Genomic DNA, 16,795 nt, shown 5'->3' with positions numbered 1-16,795 from the left:
GCTGGCCCGGTGGTGGTCATCGCAGGGCCGCCTTGCGGGCAGTGGCCGGGGCCAGTGCGTTGGCAGCGAGGTTGACGCTGATGGCGAGCAAGCCGATGGCCAGGCCGGGGGCGACGACGGCCCAGGGGTTGAGCATGATGCCGGGCCCGTTCTCGCGAATCATCAGCGCCCAGTCGGCCTCCGGCGGCTGGGGGCCGAGCTGGAGGAAGCCCGCCGTGGAGATGACGTAGACGGCGTCGACGAAGCGCAGGCCGAACAGGGCCAGGATCGTGGCGCGGAGGTTGGGCAGAATTTCGCGGAGTGCCAGGTGTGCGGTGCCCTCGCCACTGGCGATCGCCGCCTCGATGAAACCCGCGGTGGTGAACGGGGCCGCCGCACTGGCCACGATGCGTACCGCATAAGGGGTGCCGAGGACGATCGCGGCCAGGGTGATGGCGAACCGTCCGCCGTCGGGCCAGGCCAGCGCGAAGAGCATGATGCCCAGGACCGGGGGCAGCAGGATGGCGGTGTCCGCGGTCCGCTCGACAATGCGCCCGAGCCGGGGACTGAGCACGGCGAAGCATCCGAGCAGAGTGGCCAGGAAGGTGACAACGACCGCCACGGTCAGGGCGCTTCCGATGAGTGCACTGCCGCCGTGCAGGAGGCGGCTGAGGACGTCACGGCCGAGCTGGTCGCCTCCCAGGGCAGCGTCCGTACCCGATGCGCCGTACGGGGCGGTGACGGGCTTGTCGAGGGGGTGGGGGGCCAGCAACGGCCCCAGGACCGCCGCCAGGACGAGCAGGACGGCGGGGATGACGGGCAGGATGATCCTTGGCCAGGGACGACGCGCGGCGCGCTTGTCGAGGACCGCGGTGGCGGTCATGTGCGGGCTCCCAGAGTGCGGGCTCGGACGAGGTCGGCGAGGAGGAGAACGACGGTGATCAGAGCGGCGGCGCAGGTGACGACGGCCGCGATGACCGGGGTGTCCCGGTCGGCGACTGAACCGGCCAGCACGGTTCCGATTCCTGGGTAGTTGAAGAGGGTCTCCACCACAACCGTTCCGCCGAGCAGCATGCCGGTGGACGTGGCGATCCCGGTGGCGATGGCGGGCCAAGCGCCGGGCAGAGCGTGGCGCAGCAGCACACGGCGCAGGGGCAGTCCGTCCAGGTGGGCGGCCTCGACGTGTGGAGTGGCGGCTTGGTCGGCGAGGGCGGCACGGACGATGCGGGTGTTCCAGCCGGTCTGCGGGATGGTGAGGGCCAGCACCGGCATCACGAGCATGGTCCAGCTGGTGGGAGCGCCGTCGCCGCCGGTGACGGTGGCGGCGGGAAGCCAGCCGGTCCACAGCGAGAGCACCAGCAGCAGCCCGATGGAGACGACGAACTCGGGCAGTGCGAAGGCCGCGGTCGAGGTGAGGTCCACCGTGCGGTCGACGACTCCGCGCGGTCGGGCGGCGGCCCAGATTCCGAGGGCAAGGGCCAAGACGACGGTCAGGACGAAGGCGGTGGCGCCCAGCACGATGGTGTTGGGCAGGGGGTCGGCGAGCATGTCGGTGACCTGCTCGCCATGGGCGGAGGTGCCGAGGTCTCCGGAGGGCAGGGCGGTGATCCAGTCCGAGAAGCGTTCCCACAGCGGCCGGTCCAGGCCGAGCAGATGCCGTCGGGCGGCCAGACCGGCCGCGCCCTCGCCGCGTTCGGAGGTGGCCGAGGCCGCGTCGCCGGGCAGCAGCTCGATCGCGGCGAACACCACGGCCAGGAGCACCACCAGCATCAGGATGCGTTTGCCCAGCAGCGTGGCGAGCCGCACTCCTGCTCTTCCGAGGCGGTGCGCGGGCGAGGCCGCCACGGGCTGCGTGGCGGCCTCGGCCTGAGGCGCTGTGGAGCCGGTCACGGGGCCAGCCAGACGTTTTCGAGCTGGACGCGGCCGTAGCCGGGAAGTGTGGGCAGTCCATGCACCTTGGGGGCGGCCAGGTCGATGCCGTCGGCCATGCCCCACAGGAGGTAGCCGGATGTGTCGTGTTCGATCTGCTGGAGGTCGTGCAGGGCGGCGGTGCGGGCCTTGGGCTCGGCGGTGGCGAGGACCTTGTGGTACAGGGTGTCGAAGTCCTTGTCGGACCAGTCGGCTTCGTTCTGGCCGGCTCCACTGGTCATGGTCTTGGAGGCGAAGAAGACCACGGAGTCGTTGGTGCCCCAGTAGTTGGTGTAGAAGTCGCCCTTGAGCCAGGTCTTCTGGTAGAAGGTGCCGGACTCCTGCTTGACGACCTTGACCTTGATGCCTGCCTCGCGGGCCTGGGAGGCGAACAGTGTCGCCGACTCCGCGAGCCCGGCGATGTCCTCGGTGGTGACCAGCTCGTAGGTCTTGGAGAAGTCGAAGTCCGCTTCCTTCAGGAGCTTCTTGGCCTTGGCGAGGTCACGGTGGCGCTGCGGGATGCTCTTGGCGTAGTCGGGGTCGCCGGTGCCCAGGATGTCGTTGGCCACGGTGCCGTAACCGGACAGGACCTGCTTGACCATCGCCTCGCGGTCCACGACGAGCTTCATCGCCTCGCGGACCCTGGCGTCGGCGAACGGGCCGCTGGAGGTGCGCATCACGATCGGCATGGCCATGTCGTTGGGGCGGCGGATGACCTTGATGTCCTCGCGCGCGTCGGCGGTGCGGGCGGCGATCGGCCCCGCGTTGGAGGCGACGTCGATCTGGCCGGACATCATCGCGTTCGCCATCGCCTGCGGGCTCTCGAACATGGTCACCTCGATGGCGTCGAGGTAGACCTTGCCGCCGTGCCAGTGGTCGTTGCGCACCAGCCGGGCGTTGCCGCCCCGGTACCAGTCGAGCTTGAAGGGGCCGGTGCCCGGTGCCTTGGCGATCTCCTTCTCAGGGGTGTTCTTCTTCAGGATGAACGTCGACAGGCGGGTGAGCATGGGAAGTTCGGTGTTGGCGAAGTCGGACACGAGGACGACGGTGTCCTTGCCCTCGGCCGTGATGTTGTCCGCTTTGATGCCGGGCAGACGGGCCGCGCCGGCGGGGGTGTTGCGCAGGCGGCGCAGGGACCACACCACATCGTCGGCGGTGACCGGGCTCCCGTCGTGGAAGGTCGCGCCCTTGGCGACGGTGAAACGCCAGGTCTTGAGGTCCTTCGAGGGTTTGAAGGTGGTCGCCAGGCGGCCGACGGTGTTGTCCTTCAGACCAGGGGCGGTGAGGGTGTCGTAGACGAGGGCGATGATGAGGTAGTCGCTTTCATTGCCCTGGTTGCCGTGCGGGTCACGGGTGATGGCCGAGGAGCGGCCGAGCGCTCCGATGCGGAGTGTGCCGCCCTTTCTCGGCTTCCCGCCGGAGCCCGAAGAGGCCGCGTTGTCGCCGCCACCACAGGCGGCCAGCAGCGCGGCCGCGCCTATGCCGCCGCTGGCCCACAGCATCTGTCGCCTGTTGAAGTCCACGTTGCCTCGCTCCACTGAGTTCCGATTGCTTAGGGTTGCCTACCCTAATGACAACCGTTTCCGCAAGCTCGCGCGACGCCCACCACCTTGATTGATGAACGTCAACCAGCCCTTAGCGGGCGAGAGTTCCACGAGGCCAGACAAAGCCCCGGAAATCTCAGTTAGGTTTGCCTTACCTAAGAGTCGTGGGTACCTTCGTCACCGTCCACCGAGCACCGGCATGGAGCAAAACCCCCATAACACCCCGCGCCGGTGCGGTGAGCGTGCCGCGCCAAGGATGCGCAGCGCCACACCGGGCCTCACCCCGCCTCCAACGGAAACGGATTGATCCGACATGAGTACGGGAGCCGCACCCGTCCGTCAGCTCGACACCACCAGCGTTGGCGAACTGCGTCAGGCCGCTGAGAAGATCCTCGCCGAATTCGGCGCCTCGGCCACGTCCCCCGAACTCCTTGCCCGCGTCGGCGAAGCCGCCGGGGACCTGAGCGAACCGATCCGCCGCGAACTGCGCCCCGTCGACACCGACGACGGCCTGTTCGTCCTGCGAGGGCTGGAGGTCGACGACACCGAGATAGGCCCCACACCCTCCAGCTGGCGCAACGCCGACGACAGCGGCGCCGTCCACGACATCGTGCTGCTGCTGCTCGCCACCGCCATGGGCAACCCCATCGCCTGGGAAGGCCAGCAGGACGGCCGGTTCGTGCACAACATCGTCCCCGCTCCGGGACACGAGACCGAGCAGACAGGCGCCAGCAGCACCGTCCTGCTCAGCCCGCACACCGAGGACGCCTTCCACCCCGGCCGTGCTCACCTGCTGATGCTCGGCTGCATGCGCAACCACGATCACATCGCCACCACCGCGGCCAGCATCCGCAACGTCCGGCTCTCCGAAGCCGACATCGCGCTGCTCACCCGGCCACGGCTGCCGATCCTCCCCGATGACGCCTACACCGAGGCGCAGAACTTCCAGGGAGCCCCGCCGACGGGCGTTCCCACCCTCTTCCACGCCCAGGACGGACTCACACTCCGCTTCGACCCCGCCTACACACCGCTCGATGACGCCTCCCCCGCGCATCGGGCCGCCTACCGGCGGCTGGAGTCCGAACTCAGCCGCGTCTCGCGGTCCGTGAGCCTGCGCCCCGGCGAGGTCCTGATCGTCGACAACGACCTCGTCGTCCATGGCCGCGTGCCCTTCCAGGCGCGTTACGACGGCACCGACCGGTGGCTGAAGCGTGCTTCCGTCCGTGTCCCCGGACGCCGTACACGCCCCCTGGCCGAACAGGACGAGCACGGTTACGGTCAGGCCGCCATCGAAGCCCACGCCGCCTGATACTTCCCGCCCTGATTCCCCGCACCGAGGACGGATATGACCGAGACCGCCGTGGCCGACGAGGCCCACTCCCTGCCCGCCGACAAGACCCTGCGTATCCTGTCCACCAGCGACCTCGCCGGGCTGGACATATCCCTGGCCGATGTCGTCGCCACTGTGGAGGAGGCCTACCGCACCCTGCATGCCGGTAAGTCGGACAACCCCCGCAAACTCACGGTCAAGCCTGAGGACGGACACTCCGTCTCCTACGCGATGCTCGGCCGGGACGGCTCCCGCGACGTCGTCGCGATCAAGACCTCGTACAAGCACGGGCTCGACAAAGGCCGCGAGGAGCAGCACTACTACACCGCGCTCACCCTGTACGACGACGTCACCGGCCTGCCCGTGGCCATGATGGACTGCGGCCGGATCGGTTCGCTGCGCACCCCGGCCGTGTCCGCCCTGCTGGCTCGGGAATGCGCCCGGCCCGGCGCCCGCAGCGCGCTGGTGATCGGCACCGGCACCCAAGGACGGCTCGCACTGCCCTTCCTGCTGACGACGCTGCCGGACCTCGACCGACTGATGCTCTTCGGCACCCACGCCGAGGGTATCGCCGCGGTACGCGAGGAACTTCGCACACACTTCCCCGACCGGGACGTGGAGATCGTCACCGATCCGCGGGCCGCAGCGCCGGATGCCGACATCGTCGTCGCCACCGCCGGCAGCCACACCCCGGCGGCCGTCGAGGCAGACTGGCTCAGGCCCGGTGCGCTCTCGATCCTCGTCGGCCACGGGCTGGCACCCTCCACACTTCACCGTGCCGACCGGGTCGTGGCGACCAGCGAGGCACAGATGAAGGTGACCGGCACCGACATGGCCGACGAGAACGGCGACTTCCCCACCGTCGACGCCGAGTTCCCGCCCGTCATCGCAGGCATCGCCGCCGGCCGCCGATCGGCGGAGGAACGCGTCTTCGCCTACAACAGCGGGCTCGTCGTCACCGATATCGCGCTGGGCCACCGCTTCGCCCAACTCGCCCTGGACCAGGGCCTGGGAACACAGGTGCCGCTGTGGCAGTAATCCACCCGCCCACCGCGAACGTCCCGACACTCCCCGCCCACACGGACCCGGACACCGACCGGACACTGGACAGCGGTCTGCTCCACGAACTGTCCTACGCCTTCGGCGGCCCCTTCCACTTCCTGCTGCCGCACCGCTTCGACAGCAACCTCACCGCCTTCCGCACCGCCCTGAGCGACGCCGGTGTGGAGGGGCGGGTGTACTACGCGAAGAAGGCCAACAAGGCAGCCGTATGGATGGAACGCTGCGCTGCCCACCAAGCGGGCGTCGACGCCGCCAGCACCGGAGAGATGCGCGAAGCCCTCGGGCACGGGGTACGCGGCGAGAACATCGTCGTCACCGGCCCCGCCAAGAGCGACGAACTACTGCGCCTCGCACTCTTCCACGGCTCTTTGATCGCCGTGGACGCACTGGACGAACTCGACCGGCTTGTCACGCTCGCCCTGACCGGTGCGGTACGCCCTGCCCGGGTGCTGCTGCGCCGGCTGCCGCCCGCCCCGTCGCACAGCCGCTTCGGCATGAACGACGCCGAAATCGGCATCGCGCTGGACAGCTGCGTGCGCAACGGGGACGCCGTGCGAATGGAAGGCTTCAGCTTCCACCTGTCCGGCTACGCCACCCGGCCACGTGCCGACCTCGCCGGCGAACTCCTCAACCTGTGTCTGAAGGCCCGGGTGCTGGGGCTGCCGGCCGACCGGATCAGCATCGGCGGCGGCTTCGCCGTCGACTACAGCTCCGCCGAGCACTGGCACACCTTCCTCGCCGAACAGCGCCCCGAGCACTACCACGCAAGCAAGTCGTTCCACAGCGACGACTTCTACCCCTACCACTCACCCGTGGCCGGAGCTGACGCCTTGCGTGCCATCCTGTCCACCGTCCCCGAGGGCGGACAGAGCACTCTCGCGGCGCAGTTGAAGGACACCGGCACGCTCCTGATGATGGAGCCCGGCCGCGCCCTGCTGGACGGCGCCGGAGCCTCTGTCTTCCGCGTCCAGGGCGTCAAGGACCGCGAGGACTACCAGATCGTCACCGTCGACGGCACCAGCCTGAGCCTGTCCGAGCAGTGGTTCAACAGCGAATACCTGCCCGATCCGCAGCTGCTGACCCCGGCCGGCCGAGCCGTCGGCAACGGCCTCCACCCCGCCTGTGTCGGGGGCGCGTCCTGCCTGGAGTCGGACATGCTCACCTGGCGCAAGATCCCCTTCCCGGCCCGCCCCGGCGTCGGTGACCTGCTGGTCTACCCCAACACGGCCGGATACCAGATGGACTCCAACGAGTCGCCCTTCCACGACCTGCCGCTGCCCCCCAAGGTCGTACTGGACCGCCTGGGCGACCGCCCGCGCTGGCGCCTCGACCGCCGCGCCGCCCTGTGACCTTCGACCTGCCTGGAGTCTTCCCATGAACGAGGCCCTCGCGCGCCCCGCCGTGGTCTCCCGCATATCCGACCTCATCGGATACACCCCGCTGCTGGAGCTCTGCCGGACCGAGACCGGCAGCCGCCTCCTGCTCAAACTGGAGATGTACAACCCCACCGGCTCCGCCAAGATCCGCATGGCTCGCGCGATGATCGACGCCGCCGAACAGAACGGCACCCTGCGCCCGGGCGGCCGCATCATCGAATCCACCTCCGGCAACACCGGCCTGGGCCTGGCCGTCCTCGCCGCCGAGCGCGGCTACACCTTCACCGCCGTCGTCGACAACCACGCCGCCGCGGACAAGCTGCGCGGTATGAAAGCCCTGGGCACCGAACTCGTCTACGTCGTCGATGACGGCACCGAAGAGCTGGCCACCGCCGCCCGCGAGGAACTCGCCGAGGAAATGGCCCGCGGCCAGGACAACACCGTCTTCACCGAACAGCACAACAACCCCGCCAACGGCGTCGGCTATTTCCCCGTCGCCCACGAACTCCATCAGGCCCTGGGCGGGAACATCCACGTTCTGATCGGCGCGGTCGGCACAGGCGGCATGCTCTGCGGCACCGCCCGAGAGCTGCGCAAGCTCCACCCCGACTTCACCACCATCGGCGTCGAGCCCAAAGGCTCCATCGCCTTCGGCGGTCCCGCCCACGACTACTACCAGTCCGGGACCGGCACCCCCGAGGGCGCCGAGATCGGTGCGCTTGTCGACTTCGACCTGATCGACGAGGGCGCCAAGGTCGGCGACGTCGAAGCCTTCGCCACCGCACGCGCCGTGGCCCGCACCGGGCTGCTGATCGGCGGTTCCGCCGGCGGAGTCGTCTACGAGGCCCTGACCCGGCTGTCCTCCCTCCCACCGGACACCACTATGGTCGCGCTGGTCAACGACGGCGGCGAAAAATACATGGACACCGTCTTCAACGACGACTGGATGCATGCCCGAAACCTCATCGATCTCGCCATCGAGGGTGAGATCGACGAGAAGATCACCAAACTCCGCAGGATTTGATAGCCGCCATGCAGCTGACCACTCTTCTCCGCGACAGTCGCGCCCTGGCCACCCTCGCCGTCCCCCTTATCCTCACCCAGCTCGCACAGGTGGCCCTGACCACCACCGACACCGTGATGATGGGCATGCTCGGCACCGCCGACCTCGCGGCAGGCGGACTGGCCATCGTCATCTTCAACCAGCTGCGCACCATGGGCGTCGGTCTCGTCACCTCCGTCGGCAACCAGATAGCCAGCGCCGCCGCACGCGCCGAAGCGGCCCAGGAGAACAACACCGGGGGCAGCGCCGAGCACGACGACGACCAGGAGATACGTAAGATCGTCCGCGCCAGCCTGGCCGTGGCGACTCTCGCCGGTCTTGCCGGGGCCGTGCTGATGCTCCTCATCGGCCAGGCCCTGGCCTTCCTGGGGCAGGAAGCCGACATCGTCGACCGCGCGCAGACCATGCTGCTGGCCCTCGCCCCTGGTCTCCTGCCCTGCCTGTGGTTCCAGGCGATCCGCCAGTTCACCGTGGGCATGCGCCGCCCTCAGACACTGCTCCGGATCACCCTCGCTTCCGTCGCTGTCAACGCCGGCATCAACTGGGTACTCATCCACGGCACATGGGGCCTGCCAGAACTGGGCCTGCCCGGCGTCGGTGTCGCCACCTCTCTGGTCTACCTGCTGTCCTTCCTCGCCCTCTACCTGTCGGCAAGGAAGGACACCGTCCTCGGCCCCCTCCTGAGCCTCGACATCACCAAGGCCGACCGCGCCACCATCCGCCGCCTGGTCCAGCTCGGCATACCCATCGCCGCGACCTACGGCTCCGAAGCCGGATTCTTCTCCGTCACCGCACTGATGGCCGGCTCCTTCGGCAGCGCCGCCCTGGCCGCGCACACCGCCGTCAACCAACTCGTCTACATCGTCTTCCAGGTCGCCATCGGCCTCTCCCACGCCGCGTCCATCAACGTCAGCCGCGAACTCGCCCTCGACCGGCCCGAGGCAGCCCTGCGCATCAAGAACACCGCGCTGGCCTGCGCCGCCGCCGTCATGACCCTGGTGGGCATCGTCTACGCCACGCTGCCCGACCTCGTGCTGAGTCCCTTCTTCGATACCAACGGCGCCCGCGACGCGCAGGCGGTGTCCATCGCCACCCACCTGCTCCTCGTCATCATGGTCTTGCAGTTCTTCGACTGCGCTCAGAACATCGGCGTCGGACTCCTTCGCGGCCTCGACGACACCAAGAGCGGCTTCCGCATCACCCTCATCGGCTACTGGGCCATCGGCCTCCCCGCCGCATGGCTCCTGGCCTACGCCGCGGGGCTGCACACCCTCGGCATCTGGCTCGGCCTCCTCACCGGCCTCGCCACCACCGCCATCCTGCTCCTACGCCGCTACCAGACGAGCCTGCGGACTCGATTCACCCACCACCAAGCTGTTCCCGCTGCCTAGCAGCGCCTTCTCACAGCCGACCAGCCCGGCAGCGCTGCCGAACTGCCCCGGAACAGGTCCGCACGGCCCCGGCCATCAGCGGTCTCGCCCCGTCTAAGGAGCATTCCCACGAATGCCACACGTGCCGGGGGCGGCCGGTCGACGGAAGCGAGCCGCGGGCCCTTGTTTGACCTTGACACGGTGACAAGGCTTTCACTGCTCGTCGAGGAGGTGGTCTCGATGACCGTCACGAGACTGGACCCGGATGCGATACGAGTGCTCCGGGAGTTGGAGGACGACCGTTCGTCCGTGCGGCTGCGGGCCGCGCTGGCGGTCGGCACGACACCGGATCCGCGCTTCGTCGGCAAGCTGATCGAGCGATGCGCGGTCGAGCCCGAGTTCTTCGTCCGCGACATGCTGACCTGGGCGCTCACCCGCCACCCGGTGTCCGTGGCGCTTCCCGCGGTGGTCCGCGAAGTCCGCTCGGAGCGTGCGCAGGCACGGAGCCAGGCGCTGCACACGCTGTCCAAGATCGGCGACCCGCAGGCGTGGCCGGCGATCTCGTGGGCGCTGTTGTCCGACGCCGACGACGAGGTGGCGCGGAGCGCTTGGCGGGCCGCGGTCGTGCTGGTGCCGGAAGGTGAGAAGTCCGCGTTGGCCGGGGCGTTGGCGAGGCAGCTCGGGCGCGGTGGGCGCCAGACGCAGTTGAGTCTCAGCCGGGCTCTGGTCGAGCTGGGGGAAGTGATCGAGCCGTCTCTGCGTGCCGCGACGACGGCCCCTGACCCGCGCGTGCGCGCGCACGCGCTGGCCACGGGACGGCTGTTGCGCGAGCCGGACACCGGATTCGAGTCCGCGATCGAGGAGGCGAAGCGGGTCGTGGCCCTCGGCGGGTCCGGCCAGGAGGGATGATGGGGTGTGTTGATCGGTGAGGTGGCGCGACGGTCCGGGGTAAGTGCCCGCATGCTCCGGCATTACGAGTCGCTCGGTCTGGTGCGGCCCTCGGGCCGTACGGGCTCCGGTTACCGGGAGTACTCCGGGGAGGACATCCGGCGGATCTTCCACATCGAGAGCCTGCGGTCGCTGGGGCTGTCGCTGCGTGAGATCGGGCAGGCACTGGACGATCCCGGCTTCACGCCCTCGGCGCTCGTCGGCGACCTCATCGCTCAGACCCGCGAACGCATCACGGCCGAGACCGAGTTGCTCACGCGGCTGCGCCGGATCGAGGCCGCGGCCTCCACCGGCTGGGAGGACGTCCTCCAGGTCGTGGCTCTCCTCCACGCACTGGAGTCCACGAGTGCCGGTGCGCGCCAGCGCGCGGCCCTTTCCTCGGCCGACGAGGTTGCGATGCCGGTGGAGGCCCTGGTCGAGGCGGTACTGAACGAGACGGATCCGAACGCCGCCGGGGCGCTTCGATGGGCGCTGGCGCGATCGGGCGATGGCGGCCCGGCACTGCTGGCGGAGGGCCTCGGCTCACCAGTGGCCGCGGTGCGGGAACGTGCCGTACGGTCCCTGGCCGAGATGCCCGGCGGTGAGGCCACCGCGCATCTGCGGCACGCTCTCACACACACCGACGCCGTGGTCCGTGGGTACGCGGCTCTGGCGCTCGGGCCACGCGGAGTGGCCGATACGGTCCCGATCCTCATCGACATGATCGTGGAAGGGAGGAACGACACCGATGCGGCCGACGCACTGAGCGTGCTGGCGAGCGACACCGCGGCAGCCGAGCGGATCGCGACCGAGCTCGTCGACCGTCTCGCCCACCACACCACTCAAGCGCCCGCACGCGGACGGCTGACGCAGGCGCTGGCCGCCGTCCCGGGGACGACGGCGTCACGCGCCCTCAGGAAGCTGTCGCACGACGAGGACCGTGCCGTCGCGCTGACCGCGGCCTACCTCCTTCGACTACGCGGCACACGGTGACGGATCTGAGGTCCCACGTACGCGGCCCGCAGGCCGCACGCGCTCAATGACGTCAGCGAAGTCCGCACGCCCATACCGAGAGTCGGTCACCTCCACCGGCATCAACACACTCGCTCGAATTCGACCTGGTCAAGGGGGTTCCCATCGCCGAAGTCGAAGGCGCGGGCGGTACCGCGCTCGGTGAAGCCACACTTGCTGTAGAAGCGACGGGATCGCGGGGTGTCGCGCAGTGTCCACAGGTGAACCTGGGCGAAACCGTTGTCGCTCAGGGAGCGCAGCGTCTCGGTCATCAATGCGGCGGCGACCCCGCTGCCCCAGCTGTCGGGGTGGCTGTAAAAGGTGAGGATCTCGGCAAGACCCGGCCGAGAGGAGGACGGGCCGTAGGCGGACATCGCCAGAGGACGGCTCTCATATTCGGCCAGCAGGATCGTCGCCGTTCCCTCCGCGATCCTCTCGTGCCATCGCATCCGTCTGCTCCGGACAGCACGCGCGGCGAACTCCGGATCGAAGAAGGGGGCGTAAGCCGCCTCCCAGGCCGCGGCGTGGATCTCACCGAGGGCTTCCCCGTCCTGTGCGTCGGCGCGACGAACCGTGAACATCCGATCACTCAACCCGCAGCGCCTCCAGACCACTTCGGTCCGTGTCGGCCTTCTGGGACACCTTCGACGTGTCCCACGGACGGCGGGCCCACGCGGAGATGGTGATTTGTGGAATGTCGATGAAGGCAGGGTCCTTCAGCAGATCTGAGAACGCGATCAGATCCGCCTCGCTGATGAGCCCGTCGGCGATGAGGTCCGGGGCTGCCTGTGTGATGAGGGGAAGCCAGCGGTCCTTCTCAATGCCGCCACCCATGCGGCCGAGGTTCCCGGAATAGGACACCTCGCTCAGCCCACAGCGGGCGAGGTGGGCGGGAAGACCACGCGCCCACGTCATATCGGCCCCGTGCTCACTGTACTTGCGCTGATAAGCGGCCAGGAGCCGCTGGATGAGAGGGAAGGGCGAGGTCTCGGCCGGAAGGTGGTAGGGCTCTTCCACGACGAGCCAGCCGCCGGGCGACAGCCAGCCTGCGGCCCGCCTGATCAGCTCGTCCCGCGTGGACAGGTGGCAGAACAGGTAACGGGCGTGGATGAGGTCGAAGCTGCCCGGCGCATAGCCCTCCTCGGAGATGTCGGCTTCCTGGACATGGAGGTTCGCGGCTCGACCCGCGTCCAGGTAGCGGGTGTCGATATCCGCGGCCACGACACGGCCGTCCGGGCAACGCCCGGCAAGCCAGTAGGCGATGGAACCGGCACCCGCGCCCAGTTCCAGGCAGTTCCAGGATGCATCGATGCGGAGGTCTTCGATGAGGCCGATGGTGAAAGCGTCCACGTTGCGCTGGATGGACTCCAGGCGAGCGCGCTCGCCCGCCGCGTCCTCTCCCAACTGGCCAGTGGCGGAAGGTGGGTTGATGTTCACGTCGTCATCCCTGTTCTGTCGTGGTGTGGGCAACGGACGGCGAGCCTCAGCATGCCTGCCGTTCCACGGAGCGCCAGTCTGGATCTTGTACGACATGGTGTCCAGGAGCCAGCCGCGGTGTGCACGGACCGTCAGCCCTGGAGGGCTTGCCTCAGCGGCTCCGCTGCGACTCAGACCTCGGGAAGGGATGGATCGGGTGTCCAGGGGTTCGGTGCCGTGATGGCCCAGCGTTCGTGGTCCCGCCAGTCCCCGTCGATGTAGAGGTAGGCGGGCGAAACCCCTTCGTAGTGGAAGCCCAGCCGCTGCACCAAGGCCAAAGACGCCTTGTTGGCCGGCTGAATGTTGGCCTCCAGCCGGTGGAGCCGCAGATCGGTGAAAGCGCGCCGCACGGTGACGGCGAGTCCTTCGGTCATGTACCCGTACCCCGCGGACGGGGCGAAGGCCGCGTAGCCGAGGGACGCGCCCTGGTAGCGGCCCCGGATGATCGAATTGAGGTTGACCATGCCGGCGGCCGCACCGGTCTCCCGGACACGGACCAGGAAGCCCAGGTTGGTGCCGTCGTCAAAGCGACGCATCCAGACCCGGAACTCCTCCGCGGTCGCCGGCAGTTGCATCCATGGCCGGTGCAGCTCGGAGCTGGCCTGCACCAGCGTGCAGAACTCGTCCTGGTCGGAGAGAGTGAGCGGGCGCAGGTCGACCCGTGACGGCATCTTGAGCATGGGCCCACGTTAGGACCTGTGAGGGGTGGTCACCAGAGTGATCCAACTCGACCACGGCGCTGGCGCCATACCTCCGATAGCCGGAGTGGTCGCGCTCCGGCTCCGGGAGCAGCCCCTTGGCGTGATGGTGCCGCACCGCGCGCACCGTCACCCCGGCATACGACGCCAGCTCGCCGATGGTCAGCATCAGACGAGTCTCCTAGTTCGCGGCCCGGGTCCGGTAGAGACGCCGCGACCTCATGGTCGCCGTACGACGTGCGCAGCCCGGCGACCTCGATGGCATTGGTTCTCGTCGTCATGCCCCCCACCCTGAGAGGTTGCCCCTGCGTCAGGGTCACCTGCCGCGGCCACATGGCCTCGCACCATGCCGATGTCCGGTGAGCCTCGAGGGAACACTCCGGGCGGGGTGGTGCCGACCCGCACTCCCTGCCCGGACCGTCCTGGACCGACTCGCCCCCGGCATCGAAGACACCACCTATCCGCGCGACCTGAAACGCTGGCACCTCACGGCTTGTGAATGGCCCAACGCAGCGCTGGACGGCTTGCGTAGCCGCGCCATACTGGCCGCCGTGACGACATACGACACCATCGGTAGGACCTATCGCAGCACGCGCCGACCGGACCCTCGGGTTGCGGTGCAGATCCACGCGGCACTCGGCGACGCCGAGACAGTGATCAATGTGGGGGCCGGAGCCGGTTCCTACGAGCCGCCGCGGACAGTGCTCGCGGTCGAGCCCAGTTCGGCGATGATCGCCCAGCGTCCGGCAGAGTCCGCGCCGGCCATACAGGCGACTGCTGAGTCCATCCCTGTGACGGATGGCGCGGCCGACGCGGTGATGGCGCTGCTGACCGTGCACCACTGGTCCGACCTGACGGCCGGCGTCAGGGAACTGCGCCGGATCGCCCGACGACGCATCGTCATCCTCACGTGGGACCAGAACATCAGCCGTAAGTTCTGGCTGCTGGACGAGTACGTGCCCGAAGCGGCAGCGTTCGATGAGACGCGGGCCGTCGCTATCGACCGACTTGTCGAACTGCTGGGAGGTGCCCGTATCGAGACCGTCCCGATCCCGCACGACTGCACCGACGGATTCGGCGCCGCGTACTGGCGTCGGCCCGAGGCATATCTCGATCCGGTGGTGCGGGCCGGGATGTCACACCTCGCTCTGACCGGCGAGAGAGTCCTCCGGGCGGGGCTCGCCAGGCTCGCGGACGACCTGTCCTCCCGCCGCTGGCACGAACGCCACGCCGACCTGCTCGGCCGAGAAACACTCGACGTCGGATACCGGCTTGTCGTCGCTGATCTGTAGGTAGTTCGACCCGCCTCAGGGCTTGGGCTCAGTTCGCTGCTCCGCGCGGAAGGGGTGGGCCGCCGGGCGCGGTCAGGATGTTTTCAGGCAGCCGATGGCACGGTCTGGCCTCATGACGTATGAGCTGTCCAAGACTCCCGAAGGCGCACGGGGCGGCACCACTCCCGCCCGGCACGGACATCGTTTGCGCTGGAGCAAGGTGCCCGAGGTCACCCTCTACTTCTGGATCATCAAGGTGCTGTGCACCACGGTCGGCGAAACCGCGGCCGACCTGCTCAATGAGAAGGCGGGGCTGGGCCTGACCGGTGTATCGGTGCTGATGAGCGTGGTGCTGGCGGTCGTGCTCGTCTTCCAGTTCCGTACGGCCGCCTACCGCGCGGGCGTGTACTGGCCCGCCGTCGCCCTCATCAGCGTCGTCGGCACGCTGATCAGCGACAACCTCACCGACAATATGGGCGTCCCGCTGGAGAAGAGCACCGCGGCGTTCGCACTCGTCCTCGCCCTCGTGTTCGTGGTCTGGTACCGGCGCGAGGGCACCCTGTCCATCCACCGCGTCGACACCACCGGCCGCGAGTCGTTCTACTGGCTGGCGGTGCTGTTCACCTTCGCCCTCGGTACGGCGGCCGGTGACCTGGTCTCCGAGCGTATGGACCTCGGCTACTGGCTCTCCGCCGTCCTGTTCGCCCTCGCCATCGCCGCGGTGGCGGTCGCGCGCTTCGCGCTGGGTCTGGACGCGGTATGGAGCTTCTGGATCGCCTACATTCTCACCCGCCCCCTCGGTGCCTCGATCGGCGACTACCTCTCCCAGCCGCACGCAGAGGGCGGTCTTGGCCTCGGCACCGTCGTCACCAGCGCGCTCTTCCTGGCGGTCATTCTCGGCCTGGTGGTGTACCTGACAGTGACCCGCGGGGATGTCGTCGAGCCGGAGAGTGCGGCACGCCGAGCGGCCTGACCGGCGTGAAAGGCGTTCAGGATGCCTTCAGGCGGCATCTGACAGCGTCGAACGCCTCGGCCGCCGCGGGCGGTCGGCCGAGCTCACAGGGCGCCCGCGCCACTGGGGGGCGAGCGCCCTGTCGTCGTAGCCTCCACTCGACAAGGAGCGTCGACCTTGGAGAACCCCGAACTCCACACCGACCTCGACGTCGCGAGCACGCACCGGTCCGCGGCGGGCATGACCACGTCGGTGATGAAGAAGCTGCCGGAGGTCACCCTGGCCTTCTGGGTCATGAAGATCGCCGCGACAACGCTGGGTGAGACGGCCGGTGACCTGTTCGCGCAGACGCTGAAGCCGGGTTACTTCCTCACCACGATCGCCCTGTTCCTGATCTTCGTGGTGACCCTGGTGGTCCAGCTTCGATCGCGACACTACAACCCGTTCTTCTACTGGACCGTGATCTTGTCGACCAGCATGGCCGGCACCACGATGTCCGACTTCATGAACCGCGATGCCAGCGCCAAGTTCCTGTCGGAAGGCGCCACTTCGCTCGGCTGGGGTCCGCAGGGCCTCGGCCTGGGCTACCCGACCGGCGCGGCGATCCTGATCTCGATCCTGCTGGTCATCTTCGCGGTCTGGAAGGTGTCCGGAATGACGTTCCAGATCCGCGACATCGTCACGTTTCGCGGCGAGGTCCCGTTCTGGTGGGCGATCCTGGTCTCCAACACCCTCGGCACCTCCATGGGTGATTTCCTGTCGGACAGTTCCGGCCTCGGCTAGCTGGGCGGCGCTCTCCTCGTCTCCGGTGCGCTCGCCGTCCTCGTG

The 16,795-nt window shown here is 68.7% G+C and carries 16 protein-coding genes and 1 pseudogene; 10 read left to right on the top strand and 7 right to left on the bottom strand.

From position 1 onward, the window contains the following. Positions 1 to 16 precede the first annotated feature (16 nt). The 3 genes from AB0C66_RS17235 to AB0C66_RS17225 form a co-directional block, all read right to left on the bottom strand. Positions 17 to 862, bottom strand: a complete 846-nt coding sequence (locus tag AB0C66_RS17235; protein WP_362438444.1) for an ABC transporter permease subunit — start codon at positions 860 to 862, stop codon at positions 17 to 19. Then, positions 859 to 1,785, bottom strand: coding sequence for an ABC transporter permease (locus AB0C66_RS17230; protein ID WP_362438441.1), 927 nt, complete (start codon positions 1,783 to 1,785; stop codon positions 859 to 861). Before AB0C66_RS17230 ends, AB0C66_RS17235 begins: the two co-directional genes overlap by 4 nt. An 80-nt stretch (positions 1,786 to 1,865) precedes the next feature. Next, positions 1,866 to 3,410 (bottom strand): ABC transporter substrate-binding protein, encoded by a 1,545-nt coding sequence (locus tag AB0C66_RS17225; protein WP_362438438.1) that lies wholly within the window; start codon positions 3,408 to 3,410, stop codon positions 1,866 to 1,868. A gap of 334 nt (positions 3,411 to 3,744) precedes the next feature. On the opposite strand from AB0C66_RS17225, the gene AB0C66_RS17220 reads away from it, so the two are divergent. From AB0C66_RS17220 to AB0C66_RS17190, 7 genes are all read left to right on the top strand, one after another. After that, positions 3,745 to 4,740 carry a TauD/TfdA family dioxygenase gene (locus AB0C66_RS17220; RefSeq protein WP_362438435.1) on the top strand — a complete coding sequence of 332 codons (996 nt, stop codon included), beginning with the start codon at positions 3,745 to 3,747 and terminating at the stop codon, positions 4,738 to 4,740. Between the two features lie 36 nt (positions 4,741 to 4,776). Further along, entirely contained in the window at positions 4,777 to 5,799 is a 1,023-nt protein-coding gene (locus AB0C66_RS17215; RefSeq protein WP_362438432.1) for an ornithine cyclodeaminase family protein, read from the top strand. Next, complete coding sequence (locus AB0C66_RS17210) at positions 5,790 to 7,172, top strand: Y4yA family PLP-dependent enzyme (protein WP_362438430.1); 1,383 nt, start codon at positions 5,790 to 5,792, stop codon at positions 7,170 to 7,172. Before AB0C66_RS17215 ends, AB0C66_RS17210 begins: the two co-directional genes overlap by 10 nt. 25 nt (positions 7,173 to 7,197) lie before the next feature. Beyond that, positions 7,198 to 8,223, top strand: coding sequence for a cysteine synthase family protein (locus AB0C66_RS17205; protein ID WP_362438427.1), 1,026 nt, complete (start codon positions 7,198 to 7,200; stop codon positions 8,221 to 8,223). Positions 8,224 to 8,231: 8 nt separating this feature from the next. Beyond that, a complete protein-coding gene (locus tag AB0C66_RS17200; RefSeq protein WP_362438424.1) occupies positions 8,232 to 9,653 on the top strand; it encodes an MATE family efflux transporter in 1,422 nt (473 codons plus the stop codon). Between the two features lie 219 nt (positions 9,654 to 9,872). Continuing rightward, positions 9,873 to 10,541 carry a HEAT repeat domain-containing protein gene (locus AB0C66_RS17195; protein WP_362438422.1) on the top strand — a complete coding sequence of 223 codons (669 nt, stop codon included), beginning with the start codon at positions 9,873 to 9,875 and terminating at the stop codon, positions 10,539 to 10,541. A gap of 6 nt (positions 10,542 to 10,547) precedes the next feature. Then, the gene (locus tag AB0C66_RS17190; RefSeq protein ID WP_362438419.1) at positions 10,548 to 11,552 is read left to right on the top strand and encodes a MerR family transcriptional regulator; all 1,005 of its coding nucleotides are present in this window, start codon (positions 10,548 to 10,550) and stop codon (positions 11,550 to 11,552) included. A gap of 101 nt (positions 11,553 to 11,653) precedes the next feature. Here AB0C66_RS17190 and AB0C66_RS17185 read toward each other — a convergent pair whose 3' ends face one another. The 4 genes and pseudogenes from AB0C66_RS17185 to AB0C66_RS17170 form a co-directional block, all read right to left on the bottom strand. Beyond that, positions 11,654 to 12,151, bottom strand: a complete 498-nt coding sequence (locus AB0C66_RS17185) for a GNAT family N-acetyltransferase (RefSeq protein ID WP_362438417.1) — start codon at positions 12,149 to 12,151, stop codon at positions 11,654 to 11,656. A gap of 4 nt (positions 12,152 to 12,155) precedes the next feature. Then, positions 12,156 to 13,007, bottom strand: coding sequence for a class I SAM-dependent methyltransferase (locus AB0C66_RS17180; RefSeq protein ID WP_362438414.1), 852 nt, complete (start codon positions 13,005 to 13,007; stop codon positions 12,156 to 12,158). 170 nt (positions 13,008 to 13,177) lie between these two features. Beyond that, positions 13,178 to 13,726, bottom strand: a complete 549-nt coding sequence (locus AB0C66_RS17175) for a GNAT family N-acetyltransferase (protein ID WP_362438411.1) — start codon at positions 13,724 to 13,726, stop codon at positions 13,178 to 13,180. Between the two features lie 43 nt (positions 13,727 to 13,769). Next, positions 13,770 to 13,913: pseudogene (locus tag AB0C66_RS17170) on the bottom strand (MerR family DNA-binding transcriptional regulator); the annotation flags it as partial. A gap of 190 nt (positions 13,914 to 14,103) precedes the next feature. Between AB0C66_RS17170 and AB0C66_RS17165 the strand changes: the two are divergent. The 3 genes from AB0C66_RS17165 (at position 14,104) to AB0C66_RS17155 (ending at position 16,750) form a co-directional block, all read left to right on the top strand. Then, entirely contained in the window at positions 14,104 to 15,036 is a 933-nt protein-coding gene (locus AB0C66_RS17165; RefSeq protein ID WP_362438408.1) for a methyltransferase domain-containing protein, read from the top strand. A 112-nt stretch (positions 15,037 to 15,148) separates the two neighbouring features. Further along, complete coding sequence (locus AB0C66_RS17160; protein WP_362438405.1) at positions 15,149 to 15,988, top strand: hypothetical protein; 840 nt, start codon at positions 15,149 to 15,151, stop codon at positions 15,986 to 15,988. A 156-nt stretch (positions 15,989 to 16,144) separates the two neighbouring features. Next, positions 16,145 to 16,750: a hypothetical protein gene (locus AB0C66_RS17155; protein WP_362438402.1), complete on the top strand. Its 606-nt coding sequence runs from the start codon at positions 16,145 to 16,147 to the stop codon at positions 16,748 to 16,750. The last annotated feature ends 45 nt before the right edge of the window (positions 16,751 to 16,795 follow it).

Source organism: Streptomyces sp. NPDC048636 (genome assembly GCF_040650655.1).
In the GTDB taxonomy this organism is placed as follows: Bacteria; Actinomycetota; Actinomycetes; order Streptomycetales; family Streptomycetaceae; genus Streptomyces.
The sequence above is the reverse complement of the archived record's forward strand: the minus strand, read 5'-3'. Positions and strand labels throughout refer to the sequence as shown.

Bases quoted from the DNA above. Each gene is read 5' to 3' on its own strand.
- AB0C66_RS17160 (WP_362438405.1), top strand. From the start codon at position 15,149: ATGACGTATGAGCTGTCCAAGACTCCCGAAGGCGCACGGGGCGGCACC.
- AB0C66_RS17175 (WP_362438411.1), bottom strand. From the start codon at position 13,726: ATGCTCAAGATGCCGTCACGGGTCGACCTGCGCCCGCTCACTCTCTCC.
- AB0C66_RS17195 (WP_362438422.1), top strand. From the start codon at position 9,873: ATGACCGTCACGAGACTGGACCCGGATGCGATACGAGTGCTCCGGGAG.
- AB0C66_RS17235 (WP_362438444.1), bottom strand. From the start codon at position 862: ATGACCGCCACCGCGGTCCTCGACAAGCGCGCCGCGCGTCGTCCCTGG.
- AB0C66_RS17200 (WP_362438424.1), top strand. From the start codon at position 8,232: ATGCAGCTGACCACTCTTCTCCGCGACAGTCGCGCCCTGGCCACCCTC.
- AB0C66_RS17220 (WP_362438435.1), top strand. From the start codon at position 3,745: ATGAGTACGGGAGCCGCACCCGTCCGTCAGCTCGACACCACCAGCGTT.
- AB0C66_RS17185 (WP_362438417.1), bottom strand. From the start codon at position 12,151: ATGTTCACGGTTCGTCGCGCCGACGCACAGGACGGGGAAGCCCTCGGT.
- AB0C66_RS17215 (WP_362438432.1), top strand. From the start codon at position 4,777: ATGACCGAGACCGCCGTGGCCGACGAGGCCCACTCCCTGCCCGCCGAC.
- AB0C66_RS17205 (WP_362438427.1), top strand. From the start codon at position 7,198: ATGAACGAGGCCCTCGCGCGCCCCGCCGTGGTCTCCCGCATATCCGAC.